This window comes from Paenibacillus sp. Soil750 (genome assembly GCF_001428045.1).
GTDB lineage: Bacteria > Bacillota > Bacilli > Paenibacillales > NBRC-103111 > Paenibacillus_E > Paenibacillus_E allorhizoplanae.
On the sequence record NZ_LMSD01000014.1, the window covers coordinates 15759 to 30076 of the forward strand.

At 45.6% G+C, this 14318-nt stretch carries 10 protein-coding genes; all 10 read left to right on the plus strand.

From position 1 onward, the window contains the following. The first annotated feature begins 16 nt into the window (after nt 1–16). Entirely contained in the window at nt 17–1795 is a 1779-nt protein-coding gene (locus ASL11_RS17765; RefSeq protein ID WP_056617452.1) for a sensor histidine kinase, read from the plus strand. A 181-nt stretch (nt 1796–1976) separates the two neighbouring features. After that, nucleotides 1977–3284: an ABC transporter substrate-binding protein gene (locus tag ASL11_RS17770; protein ID WP_056617455.1), complete on the plus strand. Its 1308-nt coding sequence runs from the start codon at nt 1977–1979 to the stop codon at nt 3282–3284. Between the two features lie 108 nt (nt 3285–3392). Continuing rightward, nucleotides 3393–4271 (plus strand): carbohydrate ABC transporter permease, encoded by an 879-nt coding sequence (locus ASL11_RS17775; RefSeq protein ID WP_028553433.1) that lies wholly within the window; start codon nt 3393–3395, stop codon nt 4269–4271. After that, the gene (locus ASL11_RS17780) at nt 4268–5092 is read left to right on the plus strand and encodes a carbohydrate ABC transporter permease (protein ID WP_056617458.1); all 825 of its coding nucleotides are present in this window, start codon (nt 4268–4270) and stop codon (nt 5090–5092) included. Before ASL11_RS17775 ends, ASL11_RS17780 begins: the two co-directional genes overlap by 4 nt. A 52-nt stretch (nt 5093–5144) precedes the next feature. Further along, entirely contained in the window at nt 5145–8195 is a 3051-nt protein-coding gene (locus ASL11_RS17785) for a glycoside hydrolase family 2 TIM barrel-domain containing protein (protein ID WP_056617461.1), read from the plus strand. 179 nt (nt 8196–8374) lie between these two features. Then, nucleotides 8375–9991: a response regulator gene (locus ASL11_RS17790; RefSeq protein WP_056617464.1), complete on the plus strand. Its 1617-nt coding sequence runs from the start codon at nt 8375–8377 to the stop codon at nt 9989–9991. Then, nucleotides 9988–11781, plus strand: a complete 1794-nt coding sequence (locus ASL11_RS17795; RefSeq protein WP_056617467.1) for a cache domain-containing sensor histidine kinase — start codon at nt 9988–9990, stop codon at nt 11779–11781. The genes ASL11_RS17790 and ASL11_RS17795 overlap by 4 nt, the downstream gene beginning before the upstream one ends. 15 nt (nt 11782–11796) lie before the next feature. Then, complete coding sequence (locus ASL11_RS17800; RefSeq protein ID WP_063795616.1) at nt 11797–12777, plus strand: substrate-binding domain-containing protein; 981 nt, start codon at nt 11797–11799, stop codon at nt 12775–12777. Nucleotides 12778–12937: 160 nt separating this feature from the next. Next, nucleotides 12938–13837, plus strand: a complete 900-nt coding sequence (locus tag ASL11_RS17805; RefSeq protein ID WP_056617473.1) for a prolipoprotein diacylglyceryl transferase family protein — start codon at nt 12938–12940, stop codon at nt 13835–13837. After that, the gene (locus ASL11_RS17810) at nt 13834–14226 is read left to right on the plus strand and encodes a DUF3905 domain-containing protein (protein WP_056617476.1); all 393 of its coding nucleotides are present in this window, start codon (nt 13834–13836) and stop codon (nt 14224–14226) included. The genes ASL11_RS17805 and ASL11_RS17810 overlap by 4 nt, the downstream gene beginning before the upstream one ends. Nucleotides 14227–14318 lie beyond the last annotated feature (92 nt).

Consider the following 14318-nt stretch of genomic DNA (forward strand, 5'->3'; position numbering starts at 1 on the left):
GGGAATCATCCAACCTATGGGGGCGTGGCTCAGAAAGATCTCTGATCTAAGTTTATTTAGTAAATTGTTTCTTGTCATGGTGCTTAGCATGATTACGGTTACGGTGGCGACTTCTTGGGTTACCGTGCAAATGTCGGAGAAACTTTTTGTGCAGACATTTAGTATCACGAATTCCAAAATCATCGAGCAAATTAAAAGCGGTCTGGATTCCATTCATTATTCGAATGTCAATATAGTCATTAATACCGTGCAAAGTGGTGCGATTAAACGTTTTCTGACAGAAGGGGATGTTGATTCGGTAACCAACTCCAAAGTAACCTTCGACATGAGCGAGCAGATGAAGCGAATCCAGTCGGGTATTGGAGCCAAGAACATTGGGATGATCATTTCAGGTATTAATGGCAAAAGCTTTAAGAGCGACCGGACTTATTGGTCCGGTTCTTCGGCGGATCTAGAGCGAAATCCGATTACACAAGAGTCGCGGAGCCAGCCAGGACGTTTATTGTACAGTTATTTAGGTGAAGGAACTCCGGGTTCTGGGGATCAAGGACTTGTTGCCGTCAAAACGCTAACTGATTCTGGCAGTAAAGAAGGGTATGGGACGCTTTACATCTTCCTGAAAGAAAATGATTTAAGATCCATTTATGCCAGCTTTACAAGTGCTGGGAATGACGTGATGATCCTGGATCGTCAAGGTCTAATCATTTCTAGCGACCGAACCGAGTTGATCGGAACGACATCGAAAGCGCTTTTAGAGAGCGCACAGAGAATTCAGCAGCAGGGGCTGGCTAAGGATGAAATCAGGATGTCCGATAAGGATGTCATGGTATTGGCTGGCGATTTGCCATTGTACGACTTCTACATCATGAATGTCATTGATAAGGATGCAGCACTTGGTCAAATGCTCAACAGGAAAGCGATTTTCTTCATTGTTGCGGGGATCGTGGCTTTGGCTGTACTCGTTGTGTATGTGATCACGCGGAGGTTGACGCTCTCGTTAAGAAAGCTCGTTAAGAAAATGTCGACGGTTACGAAAGAGAATTTCCACAATTATATGGCGGTTACGGGCACCTATGAGACAAGGGAGCTTAGTCGCTCCTTCAATTTTATGCTCGACGAGTTGAACGACTATATCAGCCAGCTTGTTGATACGCAGAAGGAGCAGCGCAAAGCAGAATTAGCCGCGTTGCAGCAGCAGATTAATCCGCATTTTTTATATAATACACTGGCTTCCGTTAATATCCTTGTTCAGCGAGGGAGCCAAGAGACCGCCACGCAAACGATTCATGCGCTCATTTCTCTCCTGCAGAATACGATCAGCAATGTCAAAGAAACGATCCCCGTTGTGCAAGAGTTGGTGAATTTAAAGCATTACGTGTTCATTAATCAGATTCGTTATGGTCAAGGGATTAAGGTCGATTACTTTGTTTCACCGGACTGCTTGCCTGCGCAAGTGCCTAATTTGATGCTGCAACCATTTATCGAGAATGCTTTTTTTCATGCTTTTAATAAGAAGGGTACCGGATATATTTACGTCATCATCACGAAAGAGAGAGATACGCTGCACTGTGAAGTGGTTGACAATGGGGATGGCATGGAGCTTTCGGACAAGGCGGATGAGATACCGAATCCCACAAGTGCGAGGCAATTGTTCACAGGGATTGGTATTCGTAATGTTCATGATCGCCTGGTTCTTTTGTACGGTGAAGAGTATGGGGTTACGATAACAAGCACATTGGGACAGGGAACGAAAATATCTATTAATCTTCCATGGCGTACAGATCAGTACACGTAGAAGTATAAAAAACTAAAATAAATACAAAATATAAAAATAATACAAATGAGCAATTAAGGATGGGATTACAGATACAATAAAAACGCTAATTTCAGCAAATTTCGTTCTAACCAGACAAATTGCCCAAATGATATTATTTATAAGTAAGCACTTACAAAATTAAATCATCCAGGGGGATCACATGAAGAAGAAAATTTCTACGGTTTTACTTGCAAGTTTTATGCTTTTGACGGCATGTTCAAGTAATTCGTCAGACACATCATCAACGACTACTCCTAGTGGCGGTGCAGCGAGCACTAGTAAAGAAATTACAGTTTGGGCATGGGATAAGAACTTTAATATCGCAGCAATGAACCTTGCGAAAGACGCTTATGCGAAGGATCATCCTGATGTGAAAATCAATGTTGTTGAATATGCGCAAGATGACATTATTCAAAAGATGAACACCGGTTTGAACTCTGGTTCAAAGTCAGGTCTTCCGAATGTTGTATTGATTGAAGATTACCGTGCGCAAAGCTTTTTGAAAACATATCCAGATGCATTCGCAGATATGTCCGCATCCATTAAAGCTTCGGATTTCGCTGAATACAAGTTAGGTCCAACAAGCTTGAACGGTAAACAATACGGTGTACCATTTGACTCCGGCGTAACAGGTCTTTATGTTCGCAGAGATTACTTGGAACAAGCAGGCTACAAGGTTGATGATTTGAAAAACATTGACTGGCAGAAATTCATCGAAGTCGGTAAAGCGGTTAAAGCCAAAACAGGTAAAGATTTGCTGACACAGGATCCCAATGATCTTGGTTTAATCCGTATGATGATTCAATCCGCAGGCGCTTGGTATCTGAAAAGTGACGGCACTACGCCTGATCTGAAAGACAACGCTGTGTTGAAAGAAGCTTTCGAGACGTACAAAGAAATCATGAACGCTAATATTGTGAAAATCAACTCAGATTGGAACTCCTTCCTAGCTGGTTTCAATAGCGGTGCTGTTGCTTCTGTTCCGACAGGTAACTGGATTACGCCATCGGTTAAATCACAAGCTGATCAATCCGGTAAATGGGCAGTTGTTCCTTTTCCTAAGTTGAAAAATACAGCTAGTTCCGTTAATGCATCTAACCTTGGAGGAAGCTCCTGGTATGTATTAAACAGCACAGGTAAAGATACCGCTGCTGATTTCCTTGGGAAAACACTCGGTTCTGATGTGAATTTGTATCAAAAATTAGTGACAGACGTAGGGGTTGTTGGTACTTATAAACCTGCTGCGCAAGGTGAAGCTTATACGAAAGCCGACGATTTCTTCGGAGGTCAAAAGGTGATTTCCGATTTCGCAACATGGACGGCTCAAATTCCTAAAGTCAACTATGGTCTGCATACGTATGCGATTGAAGATATTCTCAAAGTTGAGATGCAAAACTACCTGAAGGGCAAAGACATCGCGAAAGTATTCAGTGATGCTCAGTCCCAAGCAGAATCCCAACTTAAGTAAGTTTCTCTTCCCATTAACCTATGGAACGCTGACCTCTGAATTGCAATATGCAAAGCAGGGGACAGCGTTTCGATTTTTCATCGTAAATAATGGAAGGATTTGAAATCAATGAACTACTCGATGCGTAGCCGTGCAAAGCTTACGGGATGGCTCTTTATCGCTATTGCCGTATTGATGATATGTTTGTTTTACTTTTATCCCATGATTCAGGCATTGCTGCTTTCGTTTAAAACAGGCGCGGGTGCTAATCTACATTTCAACGGGATCAGCAACTATAAGCGGCTCTTTAGCGATAAGACTTTCATTACTGCCGTAAAGAATACGTTTATCTATTTGATTATCCAGGTGCCGGTCATGATCATTCTGTCAATGATGATTTCCGTTTTGTTAAATGATAGCAAGCTTCGTTTCAAAGGGTTTTTCCGTACAGCTATTTTCTTGCCGTGCGTAACTTCACTTGTTGCCTACTCCGTTGTTTTCAAATATTTGTTTGGTAACGATGGTTTGATCAATATGGCTTTAATTAAGATTCACTTGATTTCACAGCCCATCGCATGGATTTCCGATCCTTTCTGGGCGAAAATTACGATTATCCTTGCCATTACATGGCGCTGGACAGGATATAATATGATTTTTTTCCTTTCCTCTTTGCAAAACATTGATAGTTCTATTTATGAAGCAGCTCGTATTGACGGAGCCTCTGCGTTCAAACAGTTTTTCTTTATTACGTTTCCAATGCTTAAGCCTATTGTTCTCTTCACGTCCATTACCTCGACGATTGGTACGCTGCAATTGTTCGATGAGATTATGAATATTACGAAGGGTGGCCCAGGTAATTCTACCCTCTCCATATCGCAGTACATCTACAATCTTTCTTTCAAATACACACCTGATTTTGGCTATGCAGCAACAGTTTCCTATTCGGTTGTGGTCATGATCATTGTGTTATCTGTCCTTCAAATCAAATTGGCAGGTGATAAAAAATGATAGGATTAAGACGTACAATCATCTATGTCTTCCTTTTTGCTGTGGCGCTTATCTCCATTTTTCCATTCATATGGATGGTCATTAGTTCCACGAATCTATCTGTGGACGTTACACAGGGCAGAATGTTACCAGGATCGCATTTCATGGACAACTTCCACAAATTAACCAAGTCAATCAATCTCGTTCCTGCACTTTGGAATTCATTAAGAATTTCGTTAGCTACAACGATCTTAGCCTTAGTCGTTGCTTCGCTGGCAGGCTATGCCTTCGAAATCTATCGGAGCAAAGCCAAGGATATCGTGTTCAATATCCTGCTTGTCTCCATGATGATTCCATTCGCGGCGTTGATGGTTCCGCTTTACCAAATGTTTTCGAGTCTATCTCGCGCGGTTCCATTTATCGGGATTAACACGATGAACGCGGTTGTCCTTCCGACATTTACGACAGCGTTTCTCATTTTCTTCTTCCGTCAAAGCACAAAAATGTTTGCGAAGGAGCTTCTGGAAGCTGGGCGTATCGATGGATTGACGGAATTAGGGTTGTTTTTCCGCGTGTATATGCCGACCATGAAAACAACGTATTCAGCTGCCGCTATCATTACTTTTATGTCTAGCTGGAACAACTACTTGTGGCCGCTTATTGTCTTGCAAACACCGGAGAAACGAACAATTCCTTTGTTGATTTCCAATTTGGGTTCTAGTTATTCACCAGATTTTGGGGTTATCATGACCGCTATTGTGATCTCAACACTGCCGACAGCACTTGTCTTTTTCTTGATGCAAAAGCAATTTGTCGCTGGAATGGTTGGTTCTGTAAAATAGTGTATAATTCGAGACCCCTTCGTGGGTCTTATTTTTTGGGAGGCATAGATAAATGAAACATTCTGTACCGAGCCTTGATTGGCTTCAAGATGTACGGGTATTCAAAGTGAACCGATTGGAAGCCCATTCGGATCATCGTTATTATCATTCAATGGCGTCTGCGGAGGCTGGCGCACCGATGGACATGCGGCATAGCTTGAACGGGCGCTGGCAGTTTAGTTACGCGGTTAACCCCGCAAGCCGCGTCCAGTCTTTTTATCAAATGGATTATAACTGCGCAGCCTGGGAGCATATCCAAGTGCCTGGTCATATCCAGCTACAAGGTTGGGGCCAGCCGCAATATGTCAACACGATGTATCCATGGGATGGTGTAGAAGCGCTTCGTCCTCCTCATATTTCGCAAGAGCATAATCCAGTTGGCAGCTATGTGAAAAATTTTGAATTGCCGAATACGATGATTGGCAAGCCCGTCTATATTTCGTTTCAAGGCGTTGAATCGGCTTTCTATGTTTGGCTTAATGGTGAATTTATCGGTTACAGCGAAGATAGCTTTACGCCTGCCGAGTTTGACTTAACGCCTCATATTCGTGAAGGTGAGAACAAACTGGCCGTAGAAGTTTATCAGCGGAGCACAGGAAGCTGGCTGGAAGATCAGGATTTCTGGCGGATGTCAGGTATTTTCCGCGAGGTGTATTTGTACACCGTACCTAACGTGCATGTTTGGGATATGCGTGTGAAGGCAGATTTGGATGATGCGTATGAGCAAGGGCTGCTTGAGATTGAACTCAAGCTTCGCAATGAAGTTGCGGCATCCGTTCGCGCTAAGCTTGAACTGAAGGATGCGGAAGGGCGAATTTGCCTCACAGAAGAAGGTGATTTCCGCGGAGGCAACTTATCGTTCAACCTTGCTGCAGGAACTGTTCAGCCATGGAGTGCTGAAAGCCCTTATTTATATGCCGCGTGTATCTCGATCTACGATGAGAGCGGCAATGTAGTTGAAGCCATCGTTCAGAAGGTTGGGTTCCGCCGGTTTGAAATGAAGGACAAGTTGATGTGCATCAATGGGAAACGCATTGTTTTCAAAGGTGTCAATCGCCATGAGTTTAACAGCCGCAGCGGACGTGCGATTACGAAGCAGGATATGCTGTGGGATATTCAGACGTTGAAGCGCAGTAACATTAATGCCGTTCGTACATCTCACTATCCTAACCAAACGCTTTGGTATGAGCTTTGTGATGAGTACGGCGTCTATGTTATTGATGAGATGAATTTAGAGACACACGGATCATGGCAAAAGATGGGCGCAGTTGAGCCTTCCTGGAACATTCCAGGTAACGATATGGGGTGGCAAGATATTGTCATGGATCGTGCGATTTCGATGGTTGAGCGGGATAAGAATCATCCGTCAATTCTCATTTGGTCATGCGGTAATGAGTCGTACGCGGGGCAAGTTATTCTTAATGTGTCTAACTATTTCCGCGAAACGGATCCTACGCGATTAGTTCACTACGAAGGTGTATTCTACGATCGTAATTATGGAGCGACCAGCGACATGGAAAGCCGTATGTATGCTAAGCCAGCGGATATTGAGGCTTACCTCAATAGTCAGCCAGATAAACCATACATTAGCTGCGAATACATGCACGCGATGGGGAATTCCGTCGGAGGCCTTCATAAATATACAGAGCTTGAGAACAAGTATCCGATGTATCAAGGCGGATTCATTTGGGATTATATTGATCAGGCGATTGTGAAAAAAGACCGGAATGGCCGTGAATTTCTGGCGTACGGTGGTGATTTCAAAGATCGTCCAACCGATTACAGCTTCTGCGGTAATGGTCTAGTCTTTGCCGATCGCCAGATCACACCTAAAATGCAGGAAGTTAAATTCCTTTATCAGAATATCAAGCTGGAACCAACGAGAACTCATATTAACATCGTGAATGAGAATTTATTTGCGAACACAGATGATTTGGTACTTGTGTACCGTCTGTTCCATGAGGGGAAAGAGATCGGCGCTGGGCAAGCGAATATCGAAGTCGAAGCTCAGAGTGAATTCAGTCTGCCAATTGAATTGCCGGATGTAGAAGGAACACCTGGTGAGTACTGCATTCAGGCTTCTTTAGTTCTAAGAGAAGCTACGCTGTGGGCTGATGCTGGATTTGAGACGACGTTTGGTGAAACGACGTTTGTGGTTGGGGCAAGCCTTCAGGTTGAGCAGCCTTCTGGCGAAGTCGTCGTCGTTGAAGGTGATGTCAACATGAGCGTGACAGGCAAAGGCTTTATCGCTATTTTCTCGAAACAAGTCGGATCACTCGTTTCGTTGAAATACGAAGGTCGCGAAATGATAGCTACGCCGCCTGTTCCATTGTTCTGGCGTGCTACCACGGATAATGACAAAGGAACCGCAATGAGTTTCACTGCTGGAGCTTGGTATGCCGCTAGTCTGGCTCGCAAATGCGTCAATTGGGAGCTTAGCCAAGAAAAAGGCTCAGCAACTGTCGTTTTCGATTACAAATTCAGTATTAACACGGAAGTGTCTGTTCGAATTGCGTACACGGTATTAGCGAATGGAAATGTTCGCGTGAATACACATTACAAGGGTGCCGCGGGTCTGCCGAATTTGCCGATACTCGCTGTATCGTTCAAGATGTCAGCAGATTATAGTCAATCCGAGTGGTATGCGATGGGACCTGAAGAAAACTATATCGACCGCAATTTCGGTGCACGTTTGTGCGTATTTAGTCGTCCGGTGAATCAATTGCCTACGCCTTATCTGGTTCCACAGGAATCGGGTAACCGTACGGGCGTACGCCGTGTGAATGTGACGGATGTGGCTGGTATTGGCCTGTCGATTCAGTCAGATCCAGTTGCACCTGTAGAGTGCAACTTGTCTCCGTATACGGCATTTGAACTCGAGCATGCTGATCATGCCTTTGAGCTTCCGGAAGTTCATTATACCGTTGTGACTGTTGCAGGCAAACAAATGGGTGTTGGCGGGGACGACAGCTGGGGTGCACCTGTTCATGAAGAATATCAGATTCCAGCGGATCAAGAGATCCAGTTTGAGTTCTTCTTGTCTAGTCATAACGTACCTTCATAAGCATTGTAGAAGTAATCGGTTCTCGAAAATAATCATACAAGCGATAGGGGCTGTAAGCATGCAGCCTCTTTTGCGCGTTTATCAGCGCATCGACTAAGGAGTATGCATTGCCAGTTACTGGGACTGCTGTGTACAATACACATAGAGCCTAATTCGATGTAGCCAGAGGTGAACGGACCATGTACACAATCATCATGATAGATGATGAGGATGAAGTCAGAGAAGGCATCAAGAAGAAGACGAACTGGGAAGCTTGCGGCTTCCAGCTTGTCGGCGATTACGATAATGGCCGTGACGCCTACGAGGCGGTTGAGCGGCTGCAGCCAGACGTCGTTATCACCGACATTAATATGCCGTTCATGGACGGACTTCAGCTCACGGAGCGGATTGTCGCCAAGTACCGTACGATTAAAGTCGTCATTGTAACCGGTTACGAGGATTTTGACTATGCCAAGCAAGCGATTAAGCTGAAGGTAAAGGACTATTTGCTGAAGCCGATCAATAGCGCAGAATTTACGGAATTTCTGCAGAAGCTATGCCTCGAGCTGGATGAGGAGCGCAGGCAGCACGAGGACATCACGTTCCTTCGCCACCAATTTCAAGAGAGTATGCCCTTGCTGCGCGAGCGGTTTCTGGAACGGTTGGTCACGTCCGGCATGCGGCAAGACGAGATCGCGCGAAAGCTTCCGATGTTCGGTCTGCACTTAGAGGGTGCCGGACATACTGTCCTAGCACTCGACATAGATGATTTTGGCAGGGAGCTGTACAGCGACCAAGTGGCGGAAGAGGAGCTGCTGCGATTTGCGGTTTATAATATTTTGCATGAAATTGTAGAGAAGGAGCATGGCGGTACTGTTTTTCGGACTCGTGATGATAAGCTTGTCGGTCTCGTTTCGGGCAGTGAGAACCAGGTCGAGGTCATCGGTCAGACGCTTGCCGAGCAAGCTAGATACAGTATTGAGAAATATTTGGGCATGACCGTTACAGTAGGCATTAGCCGCATGTACAAGGGACTGCAGGAGCTGCCGAAGGCTTTTCAAGAAGCGCTTGCCGCATTGGATTACCGCTTTATGTTAGGGAATAATCGCATCATCGCTATTGGAGATATGGAGTTCGGGAGCAGCCAAGATAACTCGAGCTATTTACGTACAGAGAAGAGATTGATCGCAGCGATCAAAACAGGTGAAAAGACTGCCATCACGAACACTCTGCACGAGTGGATCGACGATTTGAAGAAGTCGGCGTGTCCGATGGAATCTTGCTACGGCAAGCTCCACAAACTGCTCGTCGCCCTGATGAATGCTGGGGTGGAGACGGGGTTGGATGATGGAGATGTGCTTGGCGATCATTCGTTCATGGAACTCTACACACGCAAGACATTAGATGATGTGCGGCTGTGGTTAGAGGGCATTTGTTTAGCGTTCGTAGATCGGCTTGCAGAGAAACGTACGCATGTGTCAGGGGCGCAGTTGGAGTCGGCTGTTGCCTATATTCATGAGCATTATGCCGATGAGCAGCTTTCGCTGCAGCAGGTTTGCAATCATATCTATATGAGTATGAGCTATTTCAGCGCGTTATTTAAGCCTTATACGGGGGAGACTTTCATTGAGTATGTGACCCGATACCGGTTAGATAAAGCCAAAGAAATGCTAGCCACCACGCAGCTCAAAACATATGAACTTGCAGCGAAGGTAGGTTATGGTGATCCGCAATATTTTAGTGTTATTTTCAAAAGACATACGGGTATGACCCCGAAGGAGTTCAGAGCCGTCAATAAGGCTGGGCTGAGCTTATGAGAAGTCTACTTCGATCTTTTCAATTCAAAAGCATTCATACGAAGTTCGCGTTGGCCTTTTCTTGTTTAATTTTATGTACAACCGTCATTCTCAGCTATAGCGCCTATCGGCTCTCGACAGTCGCCGTAACGGATGCCTCGCTGACCTATACGAACCAACTGATTGAGCAAGTGAATAAGAATATCCAAACTTATATTGGCAATATGGAGAGCATTTCTACGCTTTCTTTGAGCAATACGGACCTGAAGCAATATCTCTCTATGAAAAATCCGCAGGATGCAGAAGCGCAGCAGTTGAAGCGCCAGATCAGCAGCTATTTCAGCACAATCGTTGCGTCGCGAAATGATATCGCTTCCATTGTGTTCATCGGTTCGAATGGTGCTGTTGTATCGGATCGGGTGTCACCTGAATTTAAGTCTTATGCCGAGTTGATTTCACAGGAATGGTACACCAAAGCGAGTAGGAGCAAGGGAGATATCGTCATTTCCTCCTCCCATGTGCAGCATGTGTATCAAAATGAATATAAATGGGTCGTTTCAATCTCGAAACAGATGCCAAGTCCGCAGCCAGGCGGCGCAAGCGGGGTACTGCTGGTTGATCTGAATTTTAACCTGATTAATGATTTGTGTAATCAAATTCAATTAGGTCAGCGGGGGTACGTATTCATTCTCGATCAGAGCGGCGATCTTATTTATCATCCTCAGCAGCAGCTGCTGTATTCGGGCTTGAAATCCGAGGATATCCGGGCATTGATGCAATCCCAGGATAGCACGTTCGAGACGGTGGCGACAGACGAAAATAAGATCTATACCGTGCGAACAACGAGCTTTGGTTGGAAAATGATTGGCGTAACCTATGCTGGTGACCTCAGTGGGAACAAAAAAGAAATGCAGCTGACCTCCGCCATGTGGGGAGGGATTGCGCTTATTATTGCGTTGGCGATTTCGATTTGGCTGTCGATCACGTTGACCAAACCGATTAAACAGCTCGAAGTGCACATGAAGCAGGTGGAGAAGGGGAACTTCGATATCCGTGTCGATGTGGAAGGCGCGAATGAGATTAGCAAGCTGTCACGGACGTTCAATCTGATGATTAGCAAAATCAAAGAGCTGATGAGCCAGACGGTACTAGATCAAGAGGTCAAACGAATTAGCGAACTGAAGGCCTTGCAGGCGCAGATTCAGCCTCATTTTTTATACAATACACTGGATTCGATTATTTGGATGGCCGAGATGGGGAAAGTCGATGATGTCGTGACGATGACTTCTGCTTTGTCCAAGCTGCTGCGTTCGAGCATTAGCAAAGGGGAGGAACTCGTTCCTATTCGCGTGGAATTGGCTCATATTGAGAACTATTTAACGATACAAAATATCCGTTACCGCAATAAATTCACGTACGACATCGAGGTGGATGCGGATCTATTGGAGGATCGTAGTTTGAAAATCGTGCTGCAGCCGCTCGTGGAAAACGCGATCTATCATGGCATGAAGCATCTGGCAGAAAGCGGGCATATCCGTATTACCGGGCGGAAGTCGGACGGTGTCATCGAGCTTAAGGTTATGGATAACGGCGTTGGCATGAGCGAGGAGCAGTTGAAGGCTTTAAGGCTGAAAACGACGCATCAATCACAATCAGGTAAAGGATTCGGTTTGCAAAATGTGAATCACCGCATTCAGCTGTACTTTGGAGAGCTGTACGGGTTGCAATTCGAAAGCGAACTCGAAGGGGGTACGACAGTCACGATTACGTTTCCTGAAATGCCGCCCGTTCAGGGTCAAAGTGAAGGTTAGAAGTGAGGTGTTTTTTTGAAAATTAGAGTGAGTGCTGTTGTGATTACGTTTGCCGCTGCCGTTATTGGGATCACGGGATTTCTAGTCTTCGCTAACCAATTTGGTGCCAAGAACAATTCAATTATTGTGATCCCCAAGACGATTGATCCACATGTGGAATTCTGGCAGGTGTTGAATCAAGGCGTATTTGCAGCCGCGAAAGAGTATAATGCAGAGATTAAGATCGTGGGAACCGCTTCGGAATCACAAATCGAGGAACAGATTAAACTTGTGGAACAAGCCATAGAGGAGAAGCCGAAGGCGATTATCCTGGCGGCAACGGATTACAATCGGCTAGTTCCTGTTGCTCGGCGTGCGATAGATGCAGGTATTACGCTGATCACGGTCGATTCAGGTCTTGCGGGAGGCGTATCGGAGAGCTTTATTGCAACGGATAATTACGCGGCAGGGCGCAAAGCTGTGGAAACGATGAAGGGTTATGTGCAAGGGCCAGCAACGTACGCAATCGTTAGCTTTGTGAAAACCTCGACCACCCAGATGGATCGCGAAAACGGGGTGCGGGATAGCTTGAACAGTGATGCTTCCGTTAAGCTGCTAGATTCGTTGTATAGTAACGGATCTGAAGACAAGGCGTATGAGCAAACGATGGAACTTCTCAGGGAGCACTCGGAAATCAAAGGCATTTTTGGTTTGAATGAGGTTTCGACTATTGGCGCCGGGAGGGCCCTGAAGGAGATGGACCCTGGGCGAACGATAAAGCTTGTCGGCTTCGACAGCTCAATGAATGAAATTTCCTTCCTTGAGGCTGGGATTTTGCAAGCAACGGTCGTGCAGAAGCCTTTTAACATGGGATATCTCGCTGTCAAAACTGCGCTCCAGGCTCATCGTGGGGAAATGGTAAAACGTATGATGGATACGGGCTCTGAGGTCATCACCAAGGAGAATATGTATACGAATGAGAATCAGAAGCTGTTGTTTCCTTTTGTCGGGAAATAGGATGGGGACAAAGAACTCTGGAGATCGTTCATCAGTAAGTTCGAGGGGTTTTGACAAACGTTCACGCTCTTCTGCAAAATTTCCCAGGAAATAGTAAGCGTCTTGTCGAAAGTTAAGTGCATTAATGTTATGTTTAGGGAAAAAGAGTCGGAGGTCACCTATGCCTGAAGTGGTACAAATCGGACCGCTGCAATTGCAGGGGCAGTTAGTCGCGTTGTTGTTGGCTTGTGTGCTCGGGTTTTGGCTGATGCGGCGTGTAGTGCGGCAATGGAATCGGGTGGAGCTGGAAGGGCCCGATACGGATCGGAGAGCCGTGAAAGGTATGGATGATCTGATTTTGAACAGTGTCTTGATCGTGTTCTTTACTTGGCGCTTGGGTAGTCTGTTGACACAGCCATCCCTGCTATGGGAAAGCCCGATGAAGCTGCTTTTGACAGCAGGCTCTAGGATGGAGATCGTGGTAGGCATCGTACTAGCGTACATCTACTTAACGTATCAGGTGCGTAAGCATGGTATTGCTTGGCGAGTTTTATTGGATATGCTCGCGATTGGTGCTGCGTCAGCGGTGTTCCTATATGCGGCTTTGACGCCTTCATTCGGGCTGCCAACCCAATTGCCCTGGGGAATTGGTGTGGAGGGTACGGTGTCGAGATTTCATCCCCATCATGCGTACCTGGCGATCTTATTGGTACCTTTACTGGTGTGGCAGCAGTTGTGGACAGTTCGTTCGACAACCGTTCTAGGAACAGGCAAGCTGCTGAAGATCACCTTGTTTTATTGTGGTGCAGCGGGGATGGTTGCGAGCTTTTTCGCATTAGCGGAGCCCACTGCTTTGTATCTCACCCCTGGACAGTTACTGAATCTACTCATGATGATTATTGGAATGAATCTCCCTGTTTTGTCACATACTACGGGCAGAAGGGAGCTGATGGATATGAGTCAGAATGATTCCAAAACGCAAATCCAGCAAGAACAGCAAAATCAACAGCGTGATAAAAAACCTGCAAGTAAAGAGGGCTATGATAAAAAATTGGACGGCCCCAACCGCCCATCCACATGAGTCAAGATCAGAAGAAATCAGCCGCCTCTTCGAAGGACCAGAGTGAGCTAGATCCTTTTGAGATCGATTTTCTGCCGCAGTTTGAGCAAGGGAGAGGCCCGCGTGCACCATTTGTGAATGAGTATGGGGTTACGATCGGTGATCATGATTATGAATCTGACAATTCCCCTCTGGAACAATGGACATCAGATACCAACCCCGAAGTCATGGCAGGCGACCAGTGGGTGCATCCCTTTAAGGATGTTGGTTTCCAAAGCGCAGAGAATCGCGAACTATTTGAAGAAGGCATCAAGCCGCAAAGTGGTATTTTCACCCATCCGGATAAAAATGTTGCCTACGAACCGGGTCAAGATATCGAGAATGATAAGGATGATAAAGCGGAAGCCTAAACAGCTTTCGCTTTATTTCTATTTTTATCAAGAGACATTGGACTTTGCTTTCACCGCTAACGGATGTATAATATAAGTTATAGTCATTACGT

Coding starts and splice junctions, on each gene's coding strand:
- ASL11_RS17765 (WP_056617452.1), top strand. CDS start 17: ATGGGGGCGTGGCTCAGAAAGATCTCTGATCTAAGTTTATTTAGTAAA.
- ASL11_RS17770 (WP_056617455.1), top strand. CDS start 1,977: ATGAAGAAGAAAATTTCTACGGTTTTACTTGCAAGTTTTATGCTTTTG.
- ASL11_RS17775 (WP_028553433.1), top strand. CDS start 3,393: ATGAACTACTCGATGCGTAGCCGTGCAAAGCTTACGGGATGGCTCTTT.
- ASL11_RS17780 (WP_056617458.1), top strand. CDS start 4,268: ATGATAGGATTAAGACGTACAATCATCTATGTCTTCCTTTTTGCTGTG.
- ASL11_RS17785 (WP_056617461.1), top strand. CDS start 5,145: ATGAAACATTCTGTACCGAGCCTTGATTGGCTTCAAGATGTACGGGTA.
- ASL11_RS17790 (WP_056617464.1), top strand. CDS start 8,375: ATGTACACAATCATCATGATAGATGATGAGGATGAAGTCAGAGAAGGC.
- ASL11_RS17795 (WP_056617467.1), top strand. CDS start 9,988: ATGAGAAGTCTACTTCGATCTTTTCAATTCAAAAGCATTCATACGAAG.
- ASL11_RS17805 (WP_056617473.1), top strand. CDS start 12,938: ATGCCTGAAGTGGTACAAATCGGACCGCTGCAATTGCAGGGGCAGTTA.
- ASL11_RS17810 (WP_056617476.1), top strand. CDS start 13,834: ATGAGTCAAGATCAGAAGAAATCAGCCGCCTCTTCGAAGGACCAGAGT.